The 23,330-nt window shown below is 72.1% G+C and carries 20 protein-coding genes, 1 other RNA gene and 1 pseudogene; 19 read left to right on the plus strand and 3 right to left on the minus strand.

Translation table 11 applies throughout. From position 1 onward, the window contains the following. Positions 1-541, plus strand: a pseudogene (locus tag AB0E19_RS10980) (hypothetical protein); the annotation flags it as partial. Positions 542-625: 84 nt separating this feature from the next. Here the strand turns inward: AB0E19_RS10980 and AB0E19_RS10985 are convergent. After that, positions 626-808 carry a hypothetical protein gene (locus tag AB0E19_RS10985; protein ID WP_362176677.1) on the minus strand — a complete coding sequence of 61 codons (183 nt, stop codon included), beginning with the start codon at positions 806-808 and terminating at the stop codon, positions 626-628. Positions 809-1,045: 237 nt separating this feature from the next. Here AB0E19_RS10985 and ftsE point away from each other — a divergent pair, with 237 nt between their 5' ends. From ftsE to ssrA, 5 genes are all read left to right on the plus strand, one after another. Further along, positions 1,046-1,735 carry a cell division ATP-binding protein FtsE gene (gene ftsE / locus AB0E19_RS10990; RefSeq protein WP_031008389.1) on the plus strand — a complete coding sequence of 230 codons (690 nt, stop codon included), beginning with the start codon at positions 1,046-1,048 and terminating at the stop codon, positions 1,733-1,735. 21 nt (positions 1,736-1,756) lie between these two features. Further along, positions 1,757-2,674, plus strand: coding sequence for a permease-like cell division protein FtsX (ftsX, locus tag AB0E19_RS10995; RefSeq protein WP_362176681.1), 918 nt, complete (start codon positions 1,757-1,759; stop codon positions 2,672-2,674). 78 nt (positions 2,675-2,752) lie between these two features. Continuing rightward, positions 2,753-3,919 (plus strand): S41 family peptidase, encoded by a 1,167-nt coding sequence (locus AB0E19_RS11000; RefSeq protein ID WP_362176684.1) that lies wholly within the window; start codon positions 2,753-2,755, stop codon positions 3,917-3,919. An 18-nt stretch (positions 3,920-3,937) separates the two neighbouring features. Next, positions 3,938-4,474 carry an SsrA-binding protein SmpB gene (smpB, locus tag AB0E19_RS11005; protein WP_360610701.1) on the plus strand — a complete coding sequence of 179 codons (537 nt, stop codon included), beginning with the start codon at positions 3,938-3,940 and terminating at the stop codon, positions 4,472-4,474. A gap of 80 nt (positions 4,475-4,554) precedes the next feature. Beyond that, positions 4,555-4,923, plus strand: a transfer-messenger RNA (tmRNA) gene (ssrA, locus tag AB0E19_RS11010). Positions 4,924-4,996: 73 nt separating this feature from the next. Here the strand turns inward: ssrA and AB0E19_RS11015 are convergent. Then, entirely contained in the window at positions 4,997-6,250 is a 1,254-nt protein-coding gene (locus AB0E19_RS11015) for an MFS transporter (protein WP_362176688.1), read from the minus strand. 84 nt (positions 6,251-6,334) lie between these two features. On the opposite strand from AB0E19_RS11015, the gene AB0E19_RS11020 reads away from it, so the two are divergent. The 7 genes from AB0E19_RS11020 to AB0E19_RS11050 all read left to right on the plus strand — a co-directional run bounded on the left by AB0E19_RS11020 (position 6,335) and on the right by AB0E19_RS11050 (position 15,349). Then, a complete protein-coding gene (locus AB0E19_RS11020) occupies positions 6,335-7,318 on the plus strand; it encodes a LysR family transcriptional regulator (RefSeq protein ID WP_362176691.1) in 984 nt (327 codons plus the stop codon). Between the two features lie 109 nt (positions 7,319-7,427). Then, positions 7,428-8,783 (plus strand): nitrate/nitrite transporter, encoded by a 1,356-nt coding sequence (locus AB0E19_RS11025; RefSeq protein WP_362176694.1) that lies wholly within the window; start codon positions 7,428-7,430, stop codon positions 8,781-8,783. A gap of 84 nt (positions 8,784-8,867) precedes the next feature. Then, positions 8,868-9,986, plus strand: coding sequence for a uroporphyrinogen-III synthase (locus AB0E19_RS11030; RefSeq protein ID WP_362176697.1), 1,119 nt, complete (start codon positions 8,868-8,870; stop codon positions 9,984-9,986). A gap of 93 nt (positions 9,987-10,079) precedes the next feature. Continuing rightward, the gene (locus AB0E19_RS11035) at positions 10,080-10,598 is read left to right on the plus strand and encodes a GNAT family protein (RefSeq protein ID WP_362176700.1); all 519 of its coding nucleotides are present in this window, start codon (positions 10,080-10,082) and stop codon (positions 10,596-10,598) included. 62 nt (positions 10,599-10,660) lie between these two features. Next, positions 10,661-12,949, plus strand: coding sequence for a UvrD-helicase domain-containing protein (locus AB0E19_RS11040; RefSeq protein ID WP_362176703.1), 2,289 nt, complete (start codon positions 10,661-10,663; stop codon positions 12,947-12,949). A gap of 388 nt (positions 12,950-13,337) precedes the next feature. After that, the gene (locus tag AB0E19_RS11045; RefSeq protein ID WP_362176706.1) at positions 13,338-14,753 is read left to right on the plus strand and encodes an NAD-dependent malic enzyme; all 1,416 of its coding nucleotides are present in this window, start codon (positions 13,338-13,340) and stop codon (positions 14,751-14,753) included. A gap of 314 nt (positions 14,754-15,067) precedes the next feature. After that, positions 15,068-15,349, plus strand: coding sequence for an HU family DNA-binding protein (locus AB0E19_RS11050; protein ID WP_017237029.1), 282 nt, complete (start codon positions 15,068-15,070; stop codon positions 15,347-15,349). A gap of 85 nt (positions 15,350-15,434) precedes the next feature. Here the strand turns inward: AB0E19_RS11050 and murA are convergent, their stop codons facing one another. Further along, complete coding sequence (gene murA, locus AB0E19_RS11055; RefSeq protein ID WP_362176710.1) at positions 15,435-16,781, minus strand: UDP-N-acetylglucosamine 1-carboxyvinyltransferase; 1,347 nt, start codon at positions 16,779-16,781, stop codon at positions 15,435-15,437. Between the two features lie 288 nt (positions 16,782-17,069). On the opposite strand from murA, the gene AB0E19_RS11060 reads away from it, so the two are divergent. From AB0E19_RS11060 to AB0E19_RS11085, 6 genes are all read left to right on the plus strand, one after another. After that, on the plus strand, positions 17,070-17,630 hold the full coding sequence (locus tag AB0E19_RS11060) for a YqgE/AlgH family protein (RefSeq protein WP_360610682.1): 561 nt from the start codon (positions 17,070-17,072) through the stop codon (positions 17,628-17,630). Positions 17,631-17,660: 30 nt separating this feature from the next. Next, positions 17,661-17,951: a DUF3039 domain-containing protein gene (locus AB0E19_RS11065; protein WP_037879418.1), complete on the plus strand. Its 291-nt coding sequence runs from the start codon at positions 17,661-17,663 to the stop codon at positions 17,949-17,951. A 213-nt stretch (positions 17,952-18,164) separates the two neighbouring features. Further along, positions 18,165-19,478 (plus strand): extracellular solute-binding protein, encoded by a 1,314-nt coding sequence (locus tag AB0E19_RS11070; RefSeq protein ID WP_362176715.1) that lies wholly within the window; start codon positions 18,165-18,167, stop codon positions 19,476-19,478. Beyond that, entirely contained in the window at positions 19,475-20,431 is a 957-nt protein-coding gene (locus AB0E19_RS11075) for a sugar ABC transporter permease (protein WP_362176719.1), read from the plus strand. Before AB0E19_RS11070 ends, AB0E19_RS11075 begins: the two co-directional genes overlap by 4 nt. Continuing rightward, positions 20,428-21,276 (plus strand): carbohydrate ABC transporter permease, encoded by an 849-nt coding sequence (locus tag AB0E19_RS11080; protein ID WP_362176723.1) that lies wholly within the window; start codon positions 20,428-20,430, stop codon positions 21,274-21,276. The genes AB0E19_RS11075 and AB0E19_RS11080 overlap by 4 nt, the downstream gene beginning before the upstream one ends. Positions 21,277-21,280: 4 nt before the next feature. Next, entirely contained in the window at positions 21,281-23,050 is a 1,770-nt protein-coding gene (locus tag AB0E19_RS11085; protein ID WP_362176726.1) for a beta-N-acetylhexosaminidase, read from the plus strand. Positions 23,051-23,330: the final 280 nt, after the last annotated feature.

Here is a 23,330-nt window from a genome sequence, read left to right on the forward strand (position 1 = left end):
CACCGACGGTGGCGCGTCCACCGACGGTGGTGCCTCCACGGACGGTGGCGCTTCGACCGATGGTGGCGCGTCCACCGACGGTGGTGCCTCGACCGACGGTGGTGCCTCGACCGACGGCGGCAACTCCTCCAGCGGTTCCGGTTCCAACGGTTCCAACGGGAACGGCAACGGCTCGAACGGGAACGGCAACGGGGGCAACGACTCCGGCTCCACGTCGGACTCGGGCGCCACCAGCACCACCGGTGGTTCCTCCACGACCGGTGGCGACACCGGCAACTGCACCGTCGACCTCGACGGCGTCGAGTGCGTCGAGACCGGCACGACCGGCTCCAACGGCTCGACCGGCTCCAACAACAACACCGACACCCAGCAGGCCGGCTCCCAGCCGGTCCAGCAGGGCGAGGCCAAGGAGGAGCTCGCCGAGACCGGTGCGGCCGAGACGTCCTTCCTGATCATCGGTGCCGCCACCATGATCGCCGGTGGCATCGGCTTCCGCTTCCTGCCGCGCCTGGTGGCCGGCGGTCGCGGCGCGGCTGCCTGAGTCGCGTAGGCGCTAGCACGACGAAGGGCCGGGGAGGCTTGCTCCCCGGCCCTTCGCCCTTCCGCTTTCCGGCTCGTGCTCCGCTCAGACCGTGCGGACCGCCGCCAGCAGCGCCAGCGTGCCCAACAGGGCGATCACCAGCGTCAGCACCATCGCGGGGGACAGGCCCTGCGGTGCCAGGCGCTCACGATTGGCCCGGCAGACGGGGCAACGACCCTCGGCGACCGGGGCCGCGCAGTTGGCGCACACCAGTCGGTCGTAGGTCATACGCTCTCCTCCTCCCGCACGGGGCTCACACCAGGACAACGTCCGGCACCATCCGGACGTTCCCCCTACCACTGTGCCAGCTCCGCGGGGTTCCGGCGCGCCCCGGCCGCAAACGCCCCCGCCCCGCCCCCGAGGGCGAAAAAGGATAAAGCACGCAAGCCAGGACCGCGACTGCGCGGGGCTTCCCGGTTCGCGTAAGGTCACGCACACCTACTCCCGGCCGACCGTGGTGCATCCGTGATCCGATTCGACAACGTCTCCAAGTCCTATCCGAAGCAGAACCGCCCCGCGCTCCGGGAAGTCTCCCTGGAGATCGAGAAGGGGGAGTTCGTCTTCCTCGTCGGTTCCTCCGGCTCCGGAAAGTCGACTTTCCTCCGGCTGATCCTGCGGGAGGAGCGCGCCAGCACTGGGCAGGTGCACGTCCTCGGCAAGGACCTCGCCCGACTCTCCAACTGGAAGGTGCCGCACATGCGGCGCCAGCTCGGCACCGTCTTCCAGGACTTCCGCCTGCTGCCGAACAAGACGGTCGCGCAGAACGTCGCCTTCGCCCAGGAGGTCATCGGCAAGCCGCGCGGCGAGATCCGCAAGGCCGTCCCCCAGGTGCTCGACCTGGTCGGCCTCGGCGGCAAGGAGGACCGCATGCCGGGCGAGCTGTCCGGTGGTGAGCAGCAGCGCGTCGCGATCGCCCGCGCGTTCGTCAACCGCCCGATGCTGCTGATCGCCGACGAGCCGACCGGCAACCTCGACCCGCAGACCTCCGTCGGCATCATGAAGCTGCTCGACCGCATCAACAGGACAGGGACCACCGTCGTCATGGCGACCCACGACCAGAACATCGTCGACCAGATGCGCAAGCGCGTCATCGAGCTGGAGAAGGGCCGTCTCGTCCGCGACCAGGCGCGCGGCGTCTACGGCTACCAGCACTGACGGCGGGGGAACCAGAACACCATGCGCGCTCAGTTCGTGCTCTCCGAGATCGGCGTCGGCCTCCGGCGCAACCTGACGATGACCTTCGCCGTCATCGTCTCCGTGGCCCTGTCGCTGGCCCTCTTCGGCGGTGCCCTGCTCATGCGCGAGCAGGTCAACACGATGAAGGACTACTGGTACGACAAGGTCAACGTCTCGATCTACCTCTGCACCAAGGCCGACGCGACCAACGGGGACAAGTGCGCCAAGGGCGCGGTCACGGCGGACCAGAAGAAGCAGATCGAGGCCGATCTGAAGAAGTTGAGCATCGTCGAGAACGTCTACTACGAGTCGGCCGAGGAGGCCTTCAAGCGGTACCAGGAGCAGTACGGCGACACCGCCATCGCGTCCGTCATCACGCCGGACCAGATGCCGGAGTCGTTCCGGGTGAAGCTGAAGGACCCGGAGAAGTACAAGGTGGTCGCCACCGCCTTCGAGGGGCGCGACGGCATCGAGTCGGTCCAGGACCAGCGGAACATCCTGGAGACGCTCTTCAACATGATGCGCAGCGTCAACTACGCGGCGGTCGCGCTCATGCTCCTGATGCTGGTGATCGCGCTGATGCTGATCATCAACACGGTCCGCGTCTCGGCCTTCAGCCGCCGCCGCGAGACCGGCATCATGCGGCTCGTCGGCGCCTCCAGCTTCTACATCCAGATGCCGTTCATCATGGAGGCCGCCTTCTCGGGCCTCATCGGCGGCGCCTTCGCCTGTGTGCTGCTCGTGGCCGGCCGGTACCTCCTCGTCGACCACGGTCTGAACCTCGCCGAGCAGATGCCGCTGGTGAACTTCATCGGCTGGGACGTGGTCTTCGCCCAGCTGCCGCTGGTGATCGTCATCGGACTGCTGATGCCGTCCGTGGCCGCGTTCATCGCGCTGCGCAAGTACCTGAAGGTGTGAGAAGAGACCCCTGACGGCGGATGGCGTCCTCGGGCCAAAGCCCCTGTGGCGCCGCCGCCCTGTCCTAGAGTGGGCGCCATGCCGGCCGGCCGCGCACCCCTCTGTCTCCGGCCCCGCGGTGTCGTCCGCGGGGCCGTTCTCACGCTCGTCTTCGCCGGGGTCCTCGCGACCGGCGCCGCGACCGGCGCGCTGCCCCGGGAGGACGACGCCGGGCGGGAGCCCCGTACCGGCGCCGGGGACCGGGCCGTCTTCGACCGGGCGGCGCTGCACCGCTTCGCCGCCGAGGCCGTCGCCGACGGCAAGTCGGGCAAGCAGGCCGCCGAGGAGTTCGTCAGCCGCAGCGGCGACCGCTGGGGCGCGGTCTACGACCGGCGGGAGTACGCCGAGTTCGAGCGGTCCCTCGACGGCGCCTACACCGGCGTCGGCCTCTCCGCGGGCGCGGCGGAGGACGGGGTCCGGGTCACCCGGGTGCGGTCCGGCGGCCCCGCCGAGCGGGCCGGGGTGCGCGTCGGGGACCGGCTGCTCGCGGTCGGCGGGCGCGTCACCGACGGCCGGTCCGCCTCCGAGGTCGTCTCCCTGCTGCGCGGCGACGGCGTGCCCGGCTCCACCGTGGCCCTCCGGATCCGGCGCGGCGGCATGACCTGGACCCAGGTCCTGCGCCGGGAACGGCTCACGACCGAGCCCGTCACCGTCTCCCGGCCCGACGCCCGGACCGTCGTCATCCGGGTCGCCGCCTTCAGCAAGGGTGTCGGAGCCCGGGTGCGGGAGGCCGTCAGGGCCGCCCCGGCCGGCGCGGGCGTCCTGCTCGACCTGCGCGGCAACTCCGGCGGCCTGGTCGACGAGGCGGCCTCCGCCGCCTCCGCCTTCCTCGACGGCGGGCTCGTCGCCACCTACGACGTCGAGGGCGAGCAGCGGGCCGTGTACGCGGAGCGGGGCGGCGACACCGGCCGGCCGCTGGTGGCGCTGGTCGACGGCGGCACGATGAGCGCGGCCGAGCTGCTCACCGGGGCGCTCCAGGACCGGGGGAGGGCGGTCACCGTCGGGTCCCGGACCTTCGGCAAGGGCTCGGTGCAGATGCCGAGCACCCTCCCGGACGGTTCGGTCGCCGAGCTGACCGTGGGCCACTACCGCACCCCCGCCGGGCACGAGGTCGACGGGCGCGGCATCGCACCCGACCTGCCGGCCGGGGAGGGGGCGGAGGAGCGGGCCCGCACGGTATTGAGTGGCCTCGGAGGGGGCTCGTAGTGCGAAAATGACCGCACTATGGCTAAGGGACTCGTCAACGTGCAGGGCAAGCCTGCCAAGAAGGCCCAGGACAAGGGGCCCGAGCGCAAGCTCATCGCGCAGAACAAGAAGGCGCGCCACGACTACCTCATCCTCGACACGTACGAGGCGGGCGTGGCGCTCATGGGCACGGAGGTGAAGTCGCTCCGGATGGGGCGGGCCTCGCTCGTGGACGGCTTCGTCCAGATCGAGGGCCACGAGGCGTGGCTGTACAACATCCACGTGCCCGAGTACATGCAGGGCAGCTGGACCAACCACTCGGCGAAGCGGAAGCGGAAGCTGCTGCTGCACCGGGCGGAGATCGACAAGCTGGAGCAGAAGGCGTCGGAGACCGGTCACACGATCGTGCCGCTCGCGCTGTACTTCCTGGGCGGCCGGGTGAAGTGCGAGATCGCGCTCGCCAAGGGCAAGAAGGAGTTCGACAAGCGGCAGACGCTGCGGGAGAAGCAGGACACCCGTGAGACGGCGCGGGCGATCGCGTCGGCGAAGCGGCGCCAGCGCGCCCAGGAGCGTTAATACGCTGGCAACCGGGCCCGCCGGTCACGTACCATGGGCCACGCACCCCACCGAGGGCGCACGGATTGAAAAAACAACATGGGGATGATCGGTTTCGACAGCGGATGTCGAAGCAGGGGAAGCGTGTCGAGGAAGCGGCAATGATCTCGTAAACCACGCGCCGAAACCAATAATCGCCAACACCAAGCGCGATTCCTTCGCCCTCGCTGCCTAAGTAGCGACTTGCGAAGTGTCAGCCCGGGGCTGTTCCCGACCCGGATCCTGGCATCATGAAGGGGACTAAACCTTGATCCCGGTCACGGGGTGAAGAGGGAAATCAAACAGTGACTGAGCCCGTTCCGGACTTGTCTGGGTGATTCGGAGGGCTGAGAAAATCGCACCGGACTGCACACGGAGAAGCCCTGGTTCCGCACCGTTGGACGCGGGTTCGATTCCCGCCATCTCCACTCATCCCATGTGGGCAGAGGCCCGGTGGTCGCGCGAGCGACCGCCGGGCCTCTGTCGTGTCGGCCACCCTCGGCGTCAACCGTGAGTCGGCCGGGTGCGGCGGCCGACGCCGGTCGTCGCGCACAGGGCCAGGGCCAGGGCCGCCGCCGTCACCGGCAGGAGGAAGCCGGCGACGGGGGACGGGGCGTGGTCGGCGGTCCAGCCGGCGGTGGCCGAGCCGGCGGCGACGCCCGCCAGGAGGGCGGTCACGGCCAGCGTCATGCCCTCGTTGAGCTGGGAGGGCGGGGTGAGCCTCTGGACCAGGCCCATGCCCGTGACCATCGTCGGGGCCGTCGCCATGCCCGCCACCAGCAGACCGGCCGCCAGGGCGAGCAGGGAACCCGTCAGTGCCATCAGCAGCGGGGCCGCCATCAGCAGCGTCATCGCCGCCAGGCACAGGCGCAGGCCGGCGGTGCGGCGGGCCCGGCCGTAGAGCAGGCCGGCCGCGCAGGAGCCCGCCGCCTGGAGGGCGAGCACCGGGCCGGCGGCCGGGCCGTCGACGTACGCCAGCGCCGTCACCTCCATCGAACCGAAGATCGCGCCGGTCGCGAGGAAGACCACGAGCAGGGGGACCATCCCCGGTGCCCGCAGCGGCGAGCCCGCCGCCGTGCGCGGGGCGACCGGCGGCTCCGTCGAGCGCTGGGCGGCGAAGAGCAGGACGCCGGCCGGCAGCAGGACGGCCGCCACCAGCGTCCCCGCCTCGGGGAAGAACGCCGAGCAGGCCACCGCCGCCAGCACCGGGCCCAGCATGAAGCACAGCTCGTCGGCGGCCTGTTCGAAGGAGTTCGCGGTGTGCAGCGCGGCCGCGTCGCCGCGCAGCAGGTGCGCCCAGCGGGCCCGGGACATGCCGCCCGTGTTCGGGGTGGTCGCGGTCAGCGCGATCGCGCAGAACAGCGCCCACGCGGGCGCGTGCCCCCGGACGCACAGCAGCAGCGCCAGCTGGCCCAGGGCGGCGACGGCCGCGGCGGGGACGGCGACCCGGGCCTGACCGTGCCGGTCGATCAGCCGGGCGATCCAGGGCGCGGTCAGCGCGCCCGCCGCCAGGCCGGTCGCGGTGACCGCGCCGGCCAGGGCGTAGGAGTCGTACCCGGCCGAGATCATGATCACCGCGCTGATGCCGGACATCCCCGAGGGCAGCCGGGCGATCAGGTTCCCGGCGGTGAACGCGCGCGTACCGGGGAGGGTGAAGAGCCGCAGGTACGGATTGCGGGGCGGCGTGGCGGGGCGCTCGCGGTAGCGGGGGGCGAGGCCCGGGCCCGCCGGGGTGGGGACGAGGAGCTGAGGGGGCATGGAACCAGGCTCCGGCCCGGCCGCCCGGACCGTCCAACACCCATCGGGTCGCGATTCACGCACCCGTGTTGTTGAATGCGGCGGGTGGCCACACCGTACGACATCGAACCCCGGCTGCTGCGCGCCTTCACCGCCGTCGCCGAGGAGCTCCACTTCACCCGGGCCGCCGGCCGGCTCTTCGTGGCCCAGCAGGCCCTCAGCCGGGACGTCCGGCGCCTGGAGCGGGAGGTGGGCGCCCAGCTGTTCGTACGGACCACCCGGCAGGTCGCGCTCACCCCGGACGGCGAACGGCTCCTGCCGTACGCCCGCCGGGTCCTCGACGCCCACGACGCGCTCCGCGACGCCTTCCGGGCCGGCGCCCGCCCCCTCCTCGTCGACCTGAACTCGCCCGGCCTCGTCCAGGACCGCATCCTGCGCCGCGCCCGCGAACTCGCCCCCGACCAGGAGCTGATGGCCCGCTTCGAGTCCGGGCTCACCGGTGCCGCGCGGGAGATCCTGGCCGGCCGGCTCGACGCCTCCTTCGGCCGCTACGGCGGGCTCGCGCCCGGGCTCCGGGCCCGGCTCGACGCGCGGTTCGTGCGGTACGAGCCGATGGCCGTCGTGCTGCCCGAGGACCACCCGCTCGCCGCCCTCCCCGAGGTGCCGCTCGGCCGGCTCGCCGGCGAACGCCTCTACGCCGGCGCCGGGAACGACCGCACCCCCGAGTGGACCGACCTCGCCACCCGGCTCTTCGCCGGCCGCGGCATCCACCTCGCGCCGCCCGCGCCGCTCGCCGTCGGCAAGGAGGAGTTCCAGCGGATCATGGCCAAACACCGGCACCCGGTCCTCGCCGTCGTCGGCTTCCCGCCCATGCCCGGCTGCGTCCTGCGCCCCCTCGTCGACCCCGTGCCGCTCTCGCCCGTCAGCCTCGTCTGGCGCAAGGGCCTGCGCCACCCCGCCCTCGACGCCCTCCACGAGGCCGTCGCCGAACTGGCGCGGCGCGAGGGCTGGCACGACCGCCCGGCCGGCTCCTGGCTCCCGGAGGGGGAGCCGGGGCTGCCGCTCACAGGAACCGGGGCGGGCGGGTGAGAGCACGGTTCCGTCGGCGTCACCTCACGGCACCGGACTGAAACGAGGTACTCCTAGCGTTCGTTCCCAGGAGGATCCGGAACCGGATCCCACACCCTGGAGGTGCGAGATGGGCGGGCGCTGGATCGACGTCTGGGAGCCGGAGGACGAGACCTTCTGGCGGGAGAAGGGCGAACGGATCGCCCGGCGCAACCTCGCCTTCTCCGTCCTCTCCGAACACATCGGCTTCTCCGTCTGGAGCCTGTGGTCGGTGATGGTCCTCTTCATGGGGCCCGAATACGGCGTCGACCCCGCCGGCAAGTTCTTCCTCATCGCGACCGCCACCTTCGTCGGCGCGCTGATCCGCATCCCGTACACCTTCGTCGTCGCCCGCTTCGGCGGACGCAACTGGACGGTCTTCAGCGCCCTGCTGCTCCTCCTGCCCACCGGCTTCGCCTACGCGGTGATGGAACCGGGCACGTCCTACTCCACCTTCGTCCTGGTGGCGGCGCTCACCGGCGTCGGCGGCGGCAACTTCGCCTCCTCGATGACCAACATCAACGCCTTCTTCCCGCTCCGGAAGAAGGGCTGGGCGCTCGGCCTCAACGCCGGCGGCGGCAACATCGGCGTCCCCGTCGTCCAGCTCGTCGGCCTCCTCGTCATCGGCACCGCCGGCGCCCTGCACCCCAGGATCGTCCTCGGCGTCTACCTGCCGCTGATCGTCGTCGCCGCCGTCTGCTCCGCGCTCTTCATGGACAACCTCACGCCCGTGAAGAACGACACCGGCGCCTTCCGCGAGGCCGTGCGGGCCCGCCACACCTGGATCATGGCCTTCCTGTACATCGGGACCTTCGGTTCCTTCATCGGCTACAGCTTCGCCTTCGGCCTCGTCCTCCAGACCCAGTTCGGCCGCACGCCCCTCCAGGCGGCCTCGCTCACCTTCATCGGCCCCCTCCTCGGCTCCCTCATCCGCCCCTTCGGCGGCTCCCTCGCCGACAAGCACGGCGGCGCCCGCATCACCCTCGCCACCTTCGCCGCCATGTCCGCCGCGACCGGCATCGTCATCTGGGCCTCCGTCATCGAGTCGCTCGCCGTCTTCCTCGTCGGCTTCATCGCCCTCTTCGTCCTCAGCGGCCTCGGCAACGGCTCCACCTTCAAGATGATCCCGGCGATCTTCCTCGCCCAGGGGCACCGCAAGGGCCTGAGCGGCGAGCCCGCGGAGGCGTACGGACGGCGGCTCTCCGGCGCCTCCATGGGCCTCATCGGGGCCGTCGGCGGCCTCGGCGGCCTCGGCATCAACCTCGCCTTCCGGCAGTCCTTCCAGACCGTCGGCAGCGGCACCGCCGCCTTCGTCGCCTTCCTCGCCTTCTACGCCGCCTGCATGGCCGTCACCTGGGCGGTATACCTTCGGCGCCCGCCCGTCGTCCCCGACACCGCCGAGTCCGCCGAGGAGCCGGAGTCCCGGCCCGGATACGCGAAGGTGTGAGCGGCGGTGCAGGGCGCGTACCGTAACGGCCAGGAAATACGCGTGAACCCCGACTGTCACGCGTCCGCGCCACTCTCGATGCCCATGGACCAGCACGAACACGGACCCCTGGCCGGCTTCACGGTCGGCGTCACCGCGGCCCGGCGCGCGGACGAACTCATCGCCCTGCTGCGCCGGCGCGGCGCGGCCGTCGTGCACGGCCCCGCGCTGCGGATCGTCCCCCTCGCCGACGACACCGAACTCCTCGCCGCCACCAAGGACATCATCGGCGACACGCCGGACGTCGTCGTCGCCACCACGGCGATCGGCTTCCGCGGGTGGGTCGAGGCGGCGGAGGGCTGGGGGTACGGCTCCGAGCTCCTCGACGCGCTGCGCGGGGTCGAACTCCTCGCCCGCGGGCCCAAGGTCAAGGGCGCGGTGCGGGCCGCCGGGCTCACCGAGTCCTGGTCGCCCTCGTCCGAGTCCATGGCCGAGGTCCTCGACCGGCTCCTCGCCGAAGGCGTCGACGGGCGGCGGATCGCCGTCCAGCTCCACGGCGAACCCCTCCCCGGGTTCGTCGAGGCGCTCACCGAGGCCGGGGCGACGGTGGTGGGCGTGCCCGTCTACCGCTGGATGCCGCCGGAGGACCTCGGGCCGCTCGACCGGCTCCTCGACGCGGTCCTCTCCGGCTCCGTCGACGCGGTCGCCTTCACCAGCGCGCCGGCGGCGGCCTCGCTCTTCTCACGGGCGGCGGAGCGGGGGGTGCGGGAGCGGCTCGTGGAGGCGCTGCGGCACGAGGTGCCGGCGATGTGCGTGGGGCCCGTGACGGCACTGCCGCTGCAGGCCGAGGGCATCCCCACGCACCAGCCCGAACGGTTCCGGCTCGGGCCGCTCGTGCAGCTCCTCTGCACGGAGCTGCCCGCGCGGGCGCGGGTGCTGCCGGTCGCCGGGCACCGCGTCGAGATCCGGGGCCACGCGGTGCTCGTCGACGGCTCGCTCCGGCCCGTGCCGCCGGCCGGCATGGCCCTCCTCGGGCTGCTGGCCCGCCGCCCGGGCTGGGTCGTCTCGCGGGCGGACCTGCTGCGGGCGCTGCCGGGCGCCGGGCGGGACGAGCACGCCGTGGAGACGGCGATGGCGCGTCTCCGCGCCTCCCTGGGCACCCCCAAGCTCATCCAGACCGTCGTCAAACGCGGCTACCGCCTCTCGGTGGACCCGACCAGCTGATCCCGTCGCCCCCGGCGGGCGTCCCGCCCGGGGTACCCCCTCCGGGGGAGGAACGCGTGGCCACGACGGAACGGCGGCGGGTACCTTGCCCGGATGGATGTCGTGGTGGGGGTTCGGGCGGCGGAGGCCGAGGACGCGGGGGCGCTCGCGGAGGCGCTGGGGCGCAACCGGGGGCACATGCGGGCCACCGAGCCGTACCGGCCCGAGCGGTACTACACCGCCGAGGCGCAGGCCGAGCGGCTGGCCGACGGCGGCCGACGGTGGTTCGCCGTCGAGGGGGAGCGGATCGTCGGGGCCGCGATCCTCTCGGGCATCGTGCTGGGGCCGTTCCGGAGCGCGTCGCTCGGGTACTGGGTGGACGGGGAGCGCACCGGGCGCGGCATCGCCTCCCTCCTCGTCGCCGAGGTGCTGCGCGCCTCGCGCGACGAGCTCGGGCTGCACCGGATCGAGGCGTCCACCCTGCTCGACAACCACGCCTCCCAGCGCGTCCTCGCCAAGGCCGGGTTCGAGCGGATCGGGACCGCGCCCCGATACCTGCACATCGCCGGCGCGTGGCGCGATCACCACCTCTTCCAGCGGATCCTGCACGATCGGCCGCCGCCCCTCGCCTGACACGGCGGCCACCGGTGGCGTACCTTTGACGGCTGCCCAGTGCACGTCAGAAGGGGGCCTTAGTGGCCGCGCAGGAAGCCGTCGACACGGTCAGAGACCGTGAGATCGGCGTCGAGCAGGAACATCTGGACCAGGTCTACCGCCGCCTGGAGGAGAAGATCCACGAGGCGGAGTTCCTGATGAACGACGCCGCGCAGAAGGGACACGTCGGCACGCCCGGCGCCCTCGCCGAGCGCGACGCCCAGGTCTTCCGCGCCGGGGTCCACCTGAACCGGCTCAACAACGAGTTCGAGGACTTCCTGTTCGGGCGGATCGACCTGCTGGAGGGGAAGGACGGCGTCAAGGGGCCCGACGGGGCCTACACCTCCGTGGAGCCCGCCGACGACGCCATCCGGGCCGACGGCACCGCCGACATCGGCGAGACCCTGCACATCGGCCGCATCGGCGTGCTCGACGCCGACTACTCGCCGCTCGTCATCGACTGGCGCGCGCCCGCCGCCGCGCCCTTCTACCGGTCCACGCCCGTGGAGCCGGGCCGGGTCGTGCGCCGCCGGGTCATCCGGTCGAAGGGCCGCAGGGTCCTCGGCGTCGAGGACGACCTGATGCGCCCCGAGCTGAAGGCGAGCCTCGGCGGCGCCGAGCTGCCCGTCATCGGCGACGGCGCGCTGATGGCCGCCCTCGGGCAGGCCCGCGGCCACACCATGCGGGACATCGTCTCCTCCATCCAGGCCGAGCAGGACCTCGTCATCCGCGCGCCCGCCGCCTCCGTCACGTACGTGGAGGGCGGGCCGGGCACCGGGAAGACGGCCGTGGCGCTGCACCGGGCCGCGTACCTGCTCTACCAGGACCGCAGGCGGTACGCCGGCGGCATCCTCATCGTCTCGCCGACGCCGCTGCTCGTCTCGTACACCGAGGGCGTGCTGCCCTCCCTCGGCGAGGAGGGGCAGGTCGCCATCCGGGCGCTCGGCAACCTCGCCGAGGACGCCGCCGGAGCCGTGGCCGACGCGTACGACGAGCCCGCCGTCTCCCGCGTCAAGGGCTCCTCGCGGATGCTCGCCGTGCTCCGCAAGGCGGCCCGCGGCGCCCTGGACCGGCCCGACTCGCCGAAGCTGCTCCGCGTCGTCGCCTTCGGGCGCCGCCTCGAACTGGAGGAGGCCGACCTGCGGCGGATCCGGCAGAACGTGCTCTCCGGCACCGCCCCCGTCAACCTGCTGCGGCCCCGCGCCCGCCGGCTGCTCCTCGACGCCCTCTACTCCCGCTCGGGCGCGGCCGGCCGGCACAGCGACCCCGAGCTCGCCGCCGAGCTGCGCTCCTCCTTCGACGAGGACGTCTCCACCGAGGACTCCTTCCTCGGCTTCCTCGACGCCTGGTGGCCCGAGCTGGCGCCGCGTCAGGTCCTCGACGCCATGGCCGACGAGAAGCGGCTCGGCCGCTGGGCCCGCCGGGTGCTCAACCCGGGCGAGGTCCGCCGGGTCGCCCGCTCGCTGCGCCGCCCGGGCCTCTCCGTCCACGACGTGGCCCTCCTGGACGAGCTGCACACCCTGCTCGGCGCCCCCGCCCGGCCGAAGCGGAAGCGGGAGTACGACCCGCTGGACCAGCTCACCGGCCTGGAGGAGCTGATGCCGGTGCGCGAGGAGACCCAGCGGGAGCGGGCCGAGCGGCTCGCCGCCGAGCGCACCGAGTACGCCCACGTCATCGTCGACGAGGCGCAGGACCTGACGCCCATGCAGTGGCGGATGGTCGGCCGCCGCGGCCGGCACGCCACCTGGACGATCGTCGGCGACCCGGCGCAGTCCTCCTGGTCCGATCCGGACGAGGCGGCCGCCGCCCGCGACGAGGCGCTGGGCTCCCGGCCCCGCCGCCGCTTCGAGCTGACGGTGAACTACCGCAACCCGGCGGAGATCGCCGAGCTGGCCGCCAAGGTCCTCGCCCTGGCGATGCCGGGCAAGGAGTCGCCGAGGGCGGTCCGCTCCACCGGTGTCGAGCCCCGTTTCGTCGCCGTCGGCGCGGGCGGCGGCCTGGCCGGAGCCGTACGGTCCGAGGCGGAGCGGCTGCTCGCCGAGGTCGAGGGCACGGTCGGCGTGGTCGTCGCCATGGACCGCCGTGCGGAGGCCGCCCGCTGGCTCGACGGCCTGGGCGACCGGGTGGTCGCGCTGGGCTCGCTGGAGGCGAAGGGCCTGGAGTACGACGCCACCCTCGTCGTCTCCCCGGCCGAGATCGCGGACGAGTCCCCGGCCGGCCTGCGCGTCCTGTACGTGGCCCTCACCCGTTCGACGCAGGCGCTGACGGTGCTCTCGGGCGAGCGGGACCTGCCGGACGAGGCCGGGGTCCCGGACCTGCTGCGGGACTGAGGCCAGGCCCCTCCGGGGGTGATTTCCGGTCAACACGCGCCGGGGGAATCACCTTCGGGGAGGGTTTGTTAGCCTGGTCGTGACACCGGCTCGATCCAAGCCCCCGGGCCCAACCTTCGTCCCTCAGAGGGACCACTTGCCGCGAGGCGAGCATGGCGGGTCGGTGTCACTTAGACGTACATACGAAGTTGAGGCCCCGGTCGTCTTCCGATGACCGGGGCCTCTTCTGTTGTTCACGAGACTCTCGTATGGTGGAAACTACTTTCCGAAAACAAAATGACCGCATTACCTGCTACCCGTGGGTAGGTGCGACGATCGGAGGGCGCCGCCAGGGCAACCAGCCGGGGCGGGGTAGCAACGAAGCTAGGGAAAGCAGAGGAATCCGGCCATGGCAACGGCGCCCAGCGTCTCGTACTCGATGACGGTCCGGCTGGAGGTGCCCGCGAGCGGCACCGCGGTCTCGCAGCTCACGGCGGCGGTCGAGTCCCACGGAGGATCCGTCACCGGCCTCGACGTCACCGCTTCGGGTCACGAGAAGCTCCGGATCGACGTCACCATCGCCGCGACCTCCACCGCGCACGCCGACGAGATCGTCGAGCGGCTGCGGGACATCGAGGGCGTCGTCCTCGGCAAGGTCTCCGACCGTACGTTCCTGATGCACCTCGGCGGCAAGATCGAGATGGCGTCCAAGCACCCCATCCGCAACCGTGACGACCTGTCCATGATCTACACCCCGGGCGTCGCCCGCGTGTGCATGGCGATCGCCGAGAACCCCGAGGACGCCCGCCGCCTCACCATCAAGCGCAACACCGTCGCGGTCGTCACCGACGGCTCCGCCGTCCTCGGCCTCGGCAACATCGGCCCGATGGCCGCCATGCCGGTCATGGAGGGCAAGGCCGCCCTCTTCAAGCGCTTCGCCGACATCGACGCCTGGCCGATCTGCCTGGACACCCAGGACACCGACGAGATCGTGGCGATCGTCAAGGCCATCGCCCCCGGCTTCGCGGGCATCAACCTGGAGGACATCTCCGCGCCGCGCTGCTTCGAGATCGAGGCCCGGCTCCGCGAGGCCCTCGACATCCCGGTCTTCCACGACGACCAGCACGGCACCGCCATCGTCGTCCTCGCCGCCCTCACCAACGCCCTCCGGGTGGTCGGCAAGGGCATCGGCGACGTCAAGGTCGTCATGTCGGGCGCCGGCGCGGCCGGCACGGCCATCCTCAAGCTGCTGATCGCCGCGGGCGTCAAGCACGCGGTCGTCGCCGACATCCACGGCGTCGTGCACGCCGGCCGCGAGGACCTGGTGGCGGCCCCGGCGGACTCCCCGCTGCGCTGGATCGCCGACAACACCAACCCGGAGGGTGTCACCGGCACCCTCAAGCAGGCCGTCGTCGACGCCGACGTCTTCATCGGCGTCTCGGCCCCGAACCTGCTGGGCGCCGAGGACGTGGCCGCGATGGCCGAGGACTCCATCGTCTTCGCGCTCGCGAACCCCGACCCGGAGGTCGACCCGGCCGCCGCCCGGCAGACCGCCGCCGTGGTCGCCACCGGCCGCTCGGACTTCCCGAACCAGATCAACAACGTGCTGGTCTTCCCGGGCGTCTTCCGCGGTCTGCTCGACGCGCAGTCCCGCACGGTCAACACCGAGATGATGCTGGCCGCCGCCAGCGCCCTCGCGGACGTCGTCACCGAGGACGAGCTGAACCCGAACTACATCATCCCGTCGGTCTTCAACGACAAGGTCGCGGGCGCCGTCGCCGGGGCCGTCAGGAACGCCGCCAAGGCGGCGGCCGCGGGCGCCTGAGCGTGTCGCGATTCGCGGAGTCGTAAACCCGCCTTTAGGGTGGCTTTTCGGCTCCGCACCGTTTGCGGGGAGTCGACGCTACGTCACCACCAGGGGCCTCGGGCGCTTTTCGTGTGACCCCAGAGGGTGCCGGATTGGCGTTCCCGCCGCTGGTGGGGGCAGGATGCTCCCCCGAGGACTTCGTCCAGGGGGGAACCCCCAGGGCGCGAGGGATCCACGAGAGGCAGACCCGAGTCCGGGGACTGTCCGAGGCCCCTGGCAGCATCGGCTTCGATCTCACGCCTCACAGGCAAGAAGAACACGGGAGTAACAACATGAACCGCAGTGAGCTGGTGGCCGCGCTGGCCGACCGCGCCGAGGTGACCCGCAAGGACGCCGACGCCGTGCTGGCCGCCCTCGCCGAGACCGTCGGTGAGGTCGTCGCCAAGGGCGACGAGAAGGTCACCATCCCCGGCTTCCTGACCTTCGAGCGCACCCACCGTGCCGCTCGCACCGCTCGTAACCCGCAGACCGGCGACCCGATCAACATCCCGGCCGGCTACAGCGTGAAGGTCTCCGCGGGCTCGAAGCTCAAGGAAGCCGCCAAGGGCAAGTAAGCGGCCTGTAGGCGCACGAAAAGGGCGGCCACCCCCTCCGGGGTGGCCGCCCTTCCGTATGCCCTTCCCAGGCCCCCTGGAGGGCTCAGACGAGCGCGCTGCCCGGCAGCTCGACCTTGGCGCCGAGCTCCACGAGCTTCTCCATGAAGTTCTCGTAGCCGCGGTTGATCAGCTCGATGCCGTGGACCCGGCTGGTGCCCTGGGCGGCGAGTGCCGCGATCAGGTACGAGAAGCCGCCGCGCAGGTCGGGGATGACCAGGTCGGCGCCCTGGAGCTTCGTCGGGCCGCTGACGACCGCCGAGTGGAGGAAGTTGCGCTGGCCGAAGCGGCAGTCGGAGCCGCCGAGGCACTCGCGGTACAGCTGGATGTGGGCACCCATCTGGTTCAGCGCCGAGGTGAAGCCGAGCCGGGACTCGTACACCGTCTCGTGGACGATGGAGAGGCCGGAGGCCTGCGTCAGGGCGACGACCAGCGGCTGCTGCCAGTCGGTCTGGAAGCCGGGGTGCACGTCGGTCTCCAGGTGGATCGCGTTCAGCGAGCCGCCCGGGTGCCAGAAGCGGATGCCCTCGTCGTCGATCTCGAAGGCGCCGCCGACCTTCCGGTAGGTGTTGAGGAAGGTCATCATCGAGCGCTGCTGGGCGCCGCGCACGTAGATGTTGCCCTCGGTGGCGAGCGCCGCGGACGCCCAGGAGGCCGCCTCCAGGCGGTCCGGGAGCGCCCGGTGGGTGTAGCCGTCGAGCTTGTCGACACCGGTGATCCGGATGGTCCGGTCGGTGTCCATCGAGATGATGGCGCCCATCTTCTGCAGGACGCAGATGAGGTCCTCGATCTCCGGCTCCACGGCCGCGTTCGAGAGCTCGGTGACGCCCTCGGCGAGGACGGCGGTGAGCAGCACCTGCTCGGTCGAGCCGACCGAGGGGTACGGGAGGCGGATCTTGCAGCCGCGAAGGCGCTGCGGGGCCTCCAGGTACTGGCCGTCGGCGCGCTTCTCGATGGTCGCGCCGAACTGGCGGAGCACGTCGAAGTGGAAGTCGATGGGCCGGCCGCCGATGTCGCAGCCGCCCAGGCCCGGGATGAAGGCGTGGCCGAGGCGGTGCAGCAGCGGGCCGCAGAAGAGGATCGGGATGCGCGACGAGCCGGCGTGGGCGTCGATGTCGGCGACGTTGGCGGACTCGACGTGCGTCGGGTCGAGCACCAGCTCGCCGGGCTCCTCGCCGGGGCGGACCGTCACGCCGTGCAGCTGGAGCAGGCCGCGCACGACGCGGACGTCGCGGATGTCCGGCACGTTGCGCAGTCTGCTGGGGCCGCTGCCGAGCAGGGCGGCGACCATCGCCTTGGGCACGAGGTTCTTCGCGCCGCGAACGCGGATCTCGCCCTCCAGCGGGGTTCCGCCATGGACGAGCAGTACATCGTGACTGTCTGTGCCGGTCATGAATCTCGCGTTCCGGAGTCGTCGGTCGGGTGGCCAGAGAAAAGGGTAAGGGGCCATTGGACCCTGATCGGGCCGGTCGGGGTGCCTGTCAGATGTAATGAATTCGGCACAACACCCTCCGTTCCCGCGATCTTGCGGAGCGTCACCGTCCGGTTGTCCCGGGCGGGCGGTCCGGGCGGTCCTGTCCCGCCCCTTCCCACCTGCGAGGCTCGCCCCCGCCTTCCCCGGTTTCCCGGGATTCCGCCCGAGAACCCCCGCACGCGCCGAAGATGCGAGATCATGTGTCGCATGACCGAGGTGTCCTCGCTCACAGGACGGCTGCTCGTGGCCACGCCCGCCCTCGCGGATCCGAACTTCGACCGCGCGGTGGTGCTGCTGCTCGACCATGACGACGAGGGCTCGCTCGGCGTCGTCCTCAACCACCCGACCCCGGTCACCGTCGGCGACGTCCTCGCGCCCTGGGCCGGTCTCGCCGGCGAGCCCGGCGTCGTCTTCCAGGGCGGGCCCGTCTCCCTCGACGCGGCCCTCGGCCTCGCCGTCATCCCCGGCGACGAGGGCCCGCTCGGCTGGCGCCGGGTCTTCGGCGCGATCGGCCTCGTCGACCTGGAGGCCCCGCCCGAGCTCCTCGGACCCGCCCTCGGCGCGCTGCGCATCTTCGCCGGGTACGCGGGCTGGGGCCCCGGCCAGCTGGAGGCCGAACTCACCGAGGGGGCCTGGTACGTCGTCGAGTCCGAGCCCGGCGACGTCTCCTCGCCCACCCCCGAGACCCTCTGGCGCCAGGTGCTGCGCCGCCAGCGCGGCGACCTCGCCATGGTCGCCACCTACCCCGACGACCCTTCGCTCAACTGACGGCCCCGGGGTTCAGTACCCTTGGTTCCCATGAGCACTCTCGAGCCCGAGCGCGGGGCAGGTACGGGAACCCTCGTCGAGCCGACGCCGCAGGTGTCCCACGGTGACGGCGACCACGAGCGCTACGCCCATTACGTCCAGAAGGACAAGATCATGGCGAGTGCCCTCGACGGCACTCCCGTCGTCGCACTCTGCGGGAAGGTCTGGGTGCCCGGGCGCGACCCGAAGAAGTACCCGGTCTGCCCGATGTGCAAGGAGATCTACGAGTCCATGGGCTCGGGTGGCGACAAGGACAAGGACAAGGGCGGCAAGGGGAAGTAGTCCCGGCCCACCCTCGTCGGGGACGGCCCCCGTCGTGCGCACCAGCGGTGCGCGCGACGGGGGCCGTTCCGCGTTTCCGGGGCCCCGCGGCGGGCGCGAAGTGGTCGAGACCTCTTGTCGTGATCGCCGGGCGCGCCTAACCTCACCGCTGTTGTTGTGCAGCACGAAACGCCCGTTGCGTATGTTGCAACGCACGCTCGGAGGGGAACCGCCATGAAGCTTCCTGCCCGGATCACCGCCCCCGTCGCCCTGCCGCTCGCCGCCCTCGTCCTCGCCGCCTGCGCGCCCCAGACCTCCGCCCCCGCCGCCGGCGGGGACGAGAAGACCGGCACCCTGCGCGTCTGGCTCTTCCAGGAGGTCGCCCATCAGCCCAAGGAGAAGGTGGTCGACGCCGCCGTCGCCGCCTTCGAGAAGAAACACCCCGGCGCCGACGTCGAGGTCGAGTACATCCCCGTCGAGACCCGCGCCCAGCGCGTCAAGGCGGCCTTCAACGACCCGAAGTCCGCCCCCGACGTCATCGAGTACGGCAACACCGACACCGCCGGCTACGTGAAGGACGGCGGACTCGCCGACATCACCGCCGAGTTCACCGCCTGGGACCAGGCGAAGGACACCGACCCCACCGCCCGGAAGTCCGTCACCGTCGGCGGCAAGGTCTACGGCGCCCCGCTCTTCGTCGGCGTCCGCGCCCTCTACTACCGCACCGACGTCTTCCGGGAACTCGGCCTCGCCGCCCCCAAGAGCCAGGACGAACTCGCCGCCACCGCCCGCAAGATACGCAAGGCCAGACCCGAGCTGTACGGCATCGCCGTCGGCGGCGCCTACACCTACGGCGCCCTCCCCTTCGTCTGGGCCGCCGGCGGCGACCTCGCCACCGAGGACGGCTCCGGCGCCTACAGGGCCGCCCTCGACTCCGACGCCGCCGTCAAGGGCCTCACCGCCTACACCTCGCTCCTCCGCGACGACAACTGCCCCGCCGCCACCTGCGCCCAGATGGGCGGCAACGCCACCGTCACCGCCTTCGCCGCCGGCAAGGCCGGCATGGCCATCGTCGGCGACTTCAGCCACGCCGCCGTCGAGGCCGGACAGGTCAAGGGCAAGTACGCCGTCGTCCCGCTGCCCGGCGCCACCCCCGGCTCCGTCGCCCCCGCCTTCGCCGGCGGCAACAACATCGGCGTCCTCAGGTCCACCTCGCACCGCACCCTCGCCGTCGAACTGACCAAGGAACTCGCCGGCAAGGAGAGCCAGGCCGCGCTCTTCGACGCCATGGGCTTCCTGCCCACCTTCACCGACGTCCGCGCAGCCGCCGCCGCGCGCAAGCCCTTCGTGAAGCCCTTCATCGACACCCTCGCCGCCGGCACCAGGTTCGTGCCCGCCACCGCCGCCTGGGGCCGCATCGACTCCTCGCTCGTCGTCCCCACGATGCTCCAGGAGATCGCCAGCGGCCGGAAGGACGTACCGACCGCCGCCCGCGACGCGGCGAAGAAGATGGACGCGGCCTTCGCCGAGGCGGGCCGAGCCGGATGACGGCCACCCTCACCGAACGCCCGCCCCGGAGCCGTACCGACAAGACCGGCGGGGCCCGCACCCGCGCGTCCCGCACCGGCACCTCCGCCTGGACCCCCTGGCTCTACCTCCTGCCCGCCCTCGCCGTCCTCGGCGCCCTCCTCGTCTACCCCGTCTACCAGCTGGGCCTCATCTCCTTCCTGGAGTACACCCAGGCCCAGGTCAGCGGCGGCGAACCCACCTCCTTCCGGGGCCTCGGCAACTACACCGCCCTCCTCACCGACCCGCAGTTCCGCCAGGTCCTGCTCGCCACCGTCGTCTTCGCCGCCGCCTGCGTGGCCGGCACCCTCGCCGTCGGCTGCGCCCTCGCCGTCCTCCTCACCCGCGTCCGGGCCCTGCCCCGGCTCGCCCTGATGCTCGCCGCGCTCGGCGCCTGGGCCACCCCCGCCGTCACCGGCTCCACCGTCTGGGTCTTCCTCTTCGACGCCGACTTCGGCCCCGTCAACAAGCTCCTCGGCCTCGGCGACTTCTCCTGGACCTACGGGCGGTACAGCGCCTTCGCGCTCGTCCTCCTCGAAGTCGTCTGGTGCTCGTTCCCCTTCGTGATGGTCACCGTCTACGCCGGGATCCGGGCCGTCCCCACCGAGATCCTGGAGGCCGCGGCCCTCGACGGCGCCTCCCCGTGGCGGATCTGGCGCACCGTGACCGCGCCACTGCTCCGCCCGATCCTCGCCGTCGTCACCATCCAGTCCGTCATCTGGGACTTCAAGGTCTTCACCCAGATCTACGTCATGACCAACGGAGGCGGCATCGCCGGCCAGAACCTCGTCCTCAACGTCTACGCCTACCAGCAGGCCTTCGCCTCCTCCCAGTACAGCCTGGGCGCGGCCATCGGCGTCGTCATGCTGCTGATCCTGCTCGCGGTCACCCTGGTGTACCTGCGGATGCTGCGCCGGCAGGGGGAGGAACTGTGACCGCCTTCCGGATACCCGGCGTCCGCCGTCCCGGGCGGCTGCTCGCCGAGGCGACGGCCCTCCTGACCGCCGTCGTCGTCGCCTTCCCGCTGTACTGGATGGTGCTCTCGGCGCTCAAGCCGGCCGGCGAGATCCAGTCGACCGAGCCCCGGCCCTGGACCCTCTCCCCGTCCCTCGACTCCTTCCGGCGGGTCTTCGAGCAGCAGGACTTCGGCCGCTACTTCCTGAACAGCCTGCTGGTGGCCACCGCCGTCGTGCTCGCCTCCGCCGTCGTCGCCTTCCTCGCGGCGACCGCCGTCACCCGCTTCCGCTTCCGCTTCCGCACCACGATCCTGATCATGTTCCTGGTGGCGCAGATGGTGCCGGTCGAGGCGCTGACCATCCCGCTCTTCTTCCTCATGCGGGACGCCGGCCTCCTCAACACCCTCGGCTCGCTCGTCCTGCCCCACCTCGCCTTCTCGCTGCCCTTCGCGATCTGGATGCTGCGCGGCTTCGTCCGGGCGGTGCCGGAGGCGCTGGAGGAACAGGCCAGGATCGACGGCGCGAGCCACGCCCGCTTCCTGTGGACGATCCTCTTCCCGCTGGTCCTGCCGGGGCTCGTGGCGACCAGCGTCTTCTCGTTCATCTCGACCTGGAACGACTTCCTCTTCGCCAAGTCGTTCCTCATCAGCGACACCTCGCAGTCCACCCTCCCGATGGCGCTGCTGGTCTTCTTCAAGCCCGACGAGAACGACTGGGGGGGAATCATGGCCGGGTCGACCGTGATGACGATCCCGGTGCTCGTCTTCTTCGTACTCGTACAGCGCCGCCTGGTCTCAGGGCTGGGCGGGGCGGTGAAGGACTGACGCGATGGCAGACACGGACCTGATCCCCGCACCCCTGACGATCCGGTACGAGGGTGGCGCCCCCGGGTACGTCTCCCTCGACGAGCGGACCACCCTGGACGCCGGCCCCGGCACCGAGGGCACCGCCCGCTGGCTGCGGTCCGTCCTCGGCGCCGCCACCGGCCTCCCCTTCGCCGACGGCACCGGCCCGCACGCCATCCGGCTGCGGCTCTCCCCGGAGACGGAGGAGGAGTACGGCTCCGAGGGCTACCGGCTCTCCACCGAGGACCCGGAGGCCGCCGTCACCCTCGACGGCGGCGGGCCCGCCGGGCTCTTCTGGGGCGCCCAGACGCTGCGCCAGCTCCTCGGCCCCGACGCGTACCGGCGGGCGCCCGTCCGGCCCGGCGCGGACTGGGACCTGCCGTGCGCGACCGTCGCCGACCGCCCCCGCTTCGGCTGGCGCGGCCTCCTCCTCGACGTGGCCCGGCACTTCACCGCCAAGGAGGACGTGCTGCGGCTGCTCGACCTGATGGCCGCGCACAAGCTGAACGTCTTCCACTTCCACCTCACCGACGACCAGGGCTGGCGCATCGAGATCGAGCGGTACCCGCGCCTCACGGAGACCGGCGCCTGGCGGGCCCGCTCCAAGCGCGGCCACCGCGCCTCGCCGCTCTGGGACGACACCCCGCACGGCGGCTTCTACACGCGCGACGACATCCGCGAGATCGTCGCCTACGCCGCCGAGCGGCACATCACCGTCGTCCCGGAGATCGACCTCCCCGGCCACTCGCAGGCCGCCATCGCCGCGTACCCCTGGCTCGGCAACACCGACGTCGTCGACACCGCCGCCCTCACCGTCTGGGACACCTGGGGCGTGAACCCGAACGTCCTCGCCCCCACCGAGGAGGTGCTCCGCTTCTACGAGGGCGTCTTCGAGGAGGTCCTGGAGCTGTTCCCGGCCACCTTCGTGCACGTCGGCGGCGACGAGTGCCCCAAGGACCAGTGGAAGGAGTCCCCGGCCGCCCAGGCCCGGATCGCGGAGCTCGGCGTCGGCGACGAGGACGGGCTCCAGTCCTGGTTCATCCGCCACTTCGACCGCTGGCTCGCCGACCGGGGCCGCCGGCTCATCGGCTGGGACGAGATCCTGGAGGGCGGGAACCGAGCCGAAGGGCGCGCCGCCGCCGAGGGCGACGAGGAGGAGGGAGCGAGGCACGAGCGACCGCGCGACGAGGAGCGTCGGCGGCGGGTACGAGCGCCCGGAGGCGAGGTGACGAGGTGGGGCCTGTCCGAGGGCGCGGCCGTCTCGTCCTGGCGCGGCTACGGCGGGGGGATCGCCGCCGCCGAGGCCGGGCACGACGTCGTCATGTGCCCCGAGCAGCAGGTCTACCTCGACCACCGGCAGGACGGCGGCCCGGACGAGCCCGTGCCGATCGGTTTCGTCCGCACCCTGGAGGACGTGTACCGCTTCGAGCCCGTCCCGCCCGGCCTCTCCGAGGCCGCCGCCCGGCACGTCCTCGGCACCCAGGCCAACGTGTGGACCGAGGTCATGGAGAACCGCGACCGCGTCGACTACCAGGTCTTCCCCCGCCTCGCCGCCTTCGCCGAGGTCGCCTGGTCGGAGCTGCCCGCCCCCGACGAGCGCGACACGGCCGGATTCCTGCGCCGCATGGAGACCCACTACCGGCGCCTCGACGCCCTCGGCGTCGCCTACCGCCCGCCCACCGGACCCGAGCCCTGGCAGCGCCGCCCCGGCCTGCTCGGCCGCCCGAAGGACGGGCCGCCCCCGATCGTGTGAGCCAGGTCGCTTCCCGGGGTCACCCGGGAGCGGCGAAACGGGAGTTACCTTCTCTGTCAGGGCGTCCGGCGCGTCCGGGGTGTCCGCGGACAACCCGGACGCGCCGGGTGTCCCGGGCGGAGGGTCCTGCGCGGCCCCTCGCTCCGGACGGCTCGGAAGATGTGCCAGAGTTGCCACGTCCGGCCTGTGAGCACGTACGGTACGCCCACACACAGGCGCGCCGTGCGCCCGCTCGCACGCGCGGCGGCCGGGCACAGTCGGGGACGGACCGGGACAACCG

The sequence above is a fragment of the Streptomyces sp. NPDC047974 genome (assembly GCF_040653375.1).
In the GTDB taxonomy this organism is placed as follows: Bacteria; Actinomycetota; Actinomycetes; order Streptomycetales; family Streptomycetaceae; genus Streptomyces.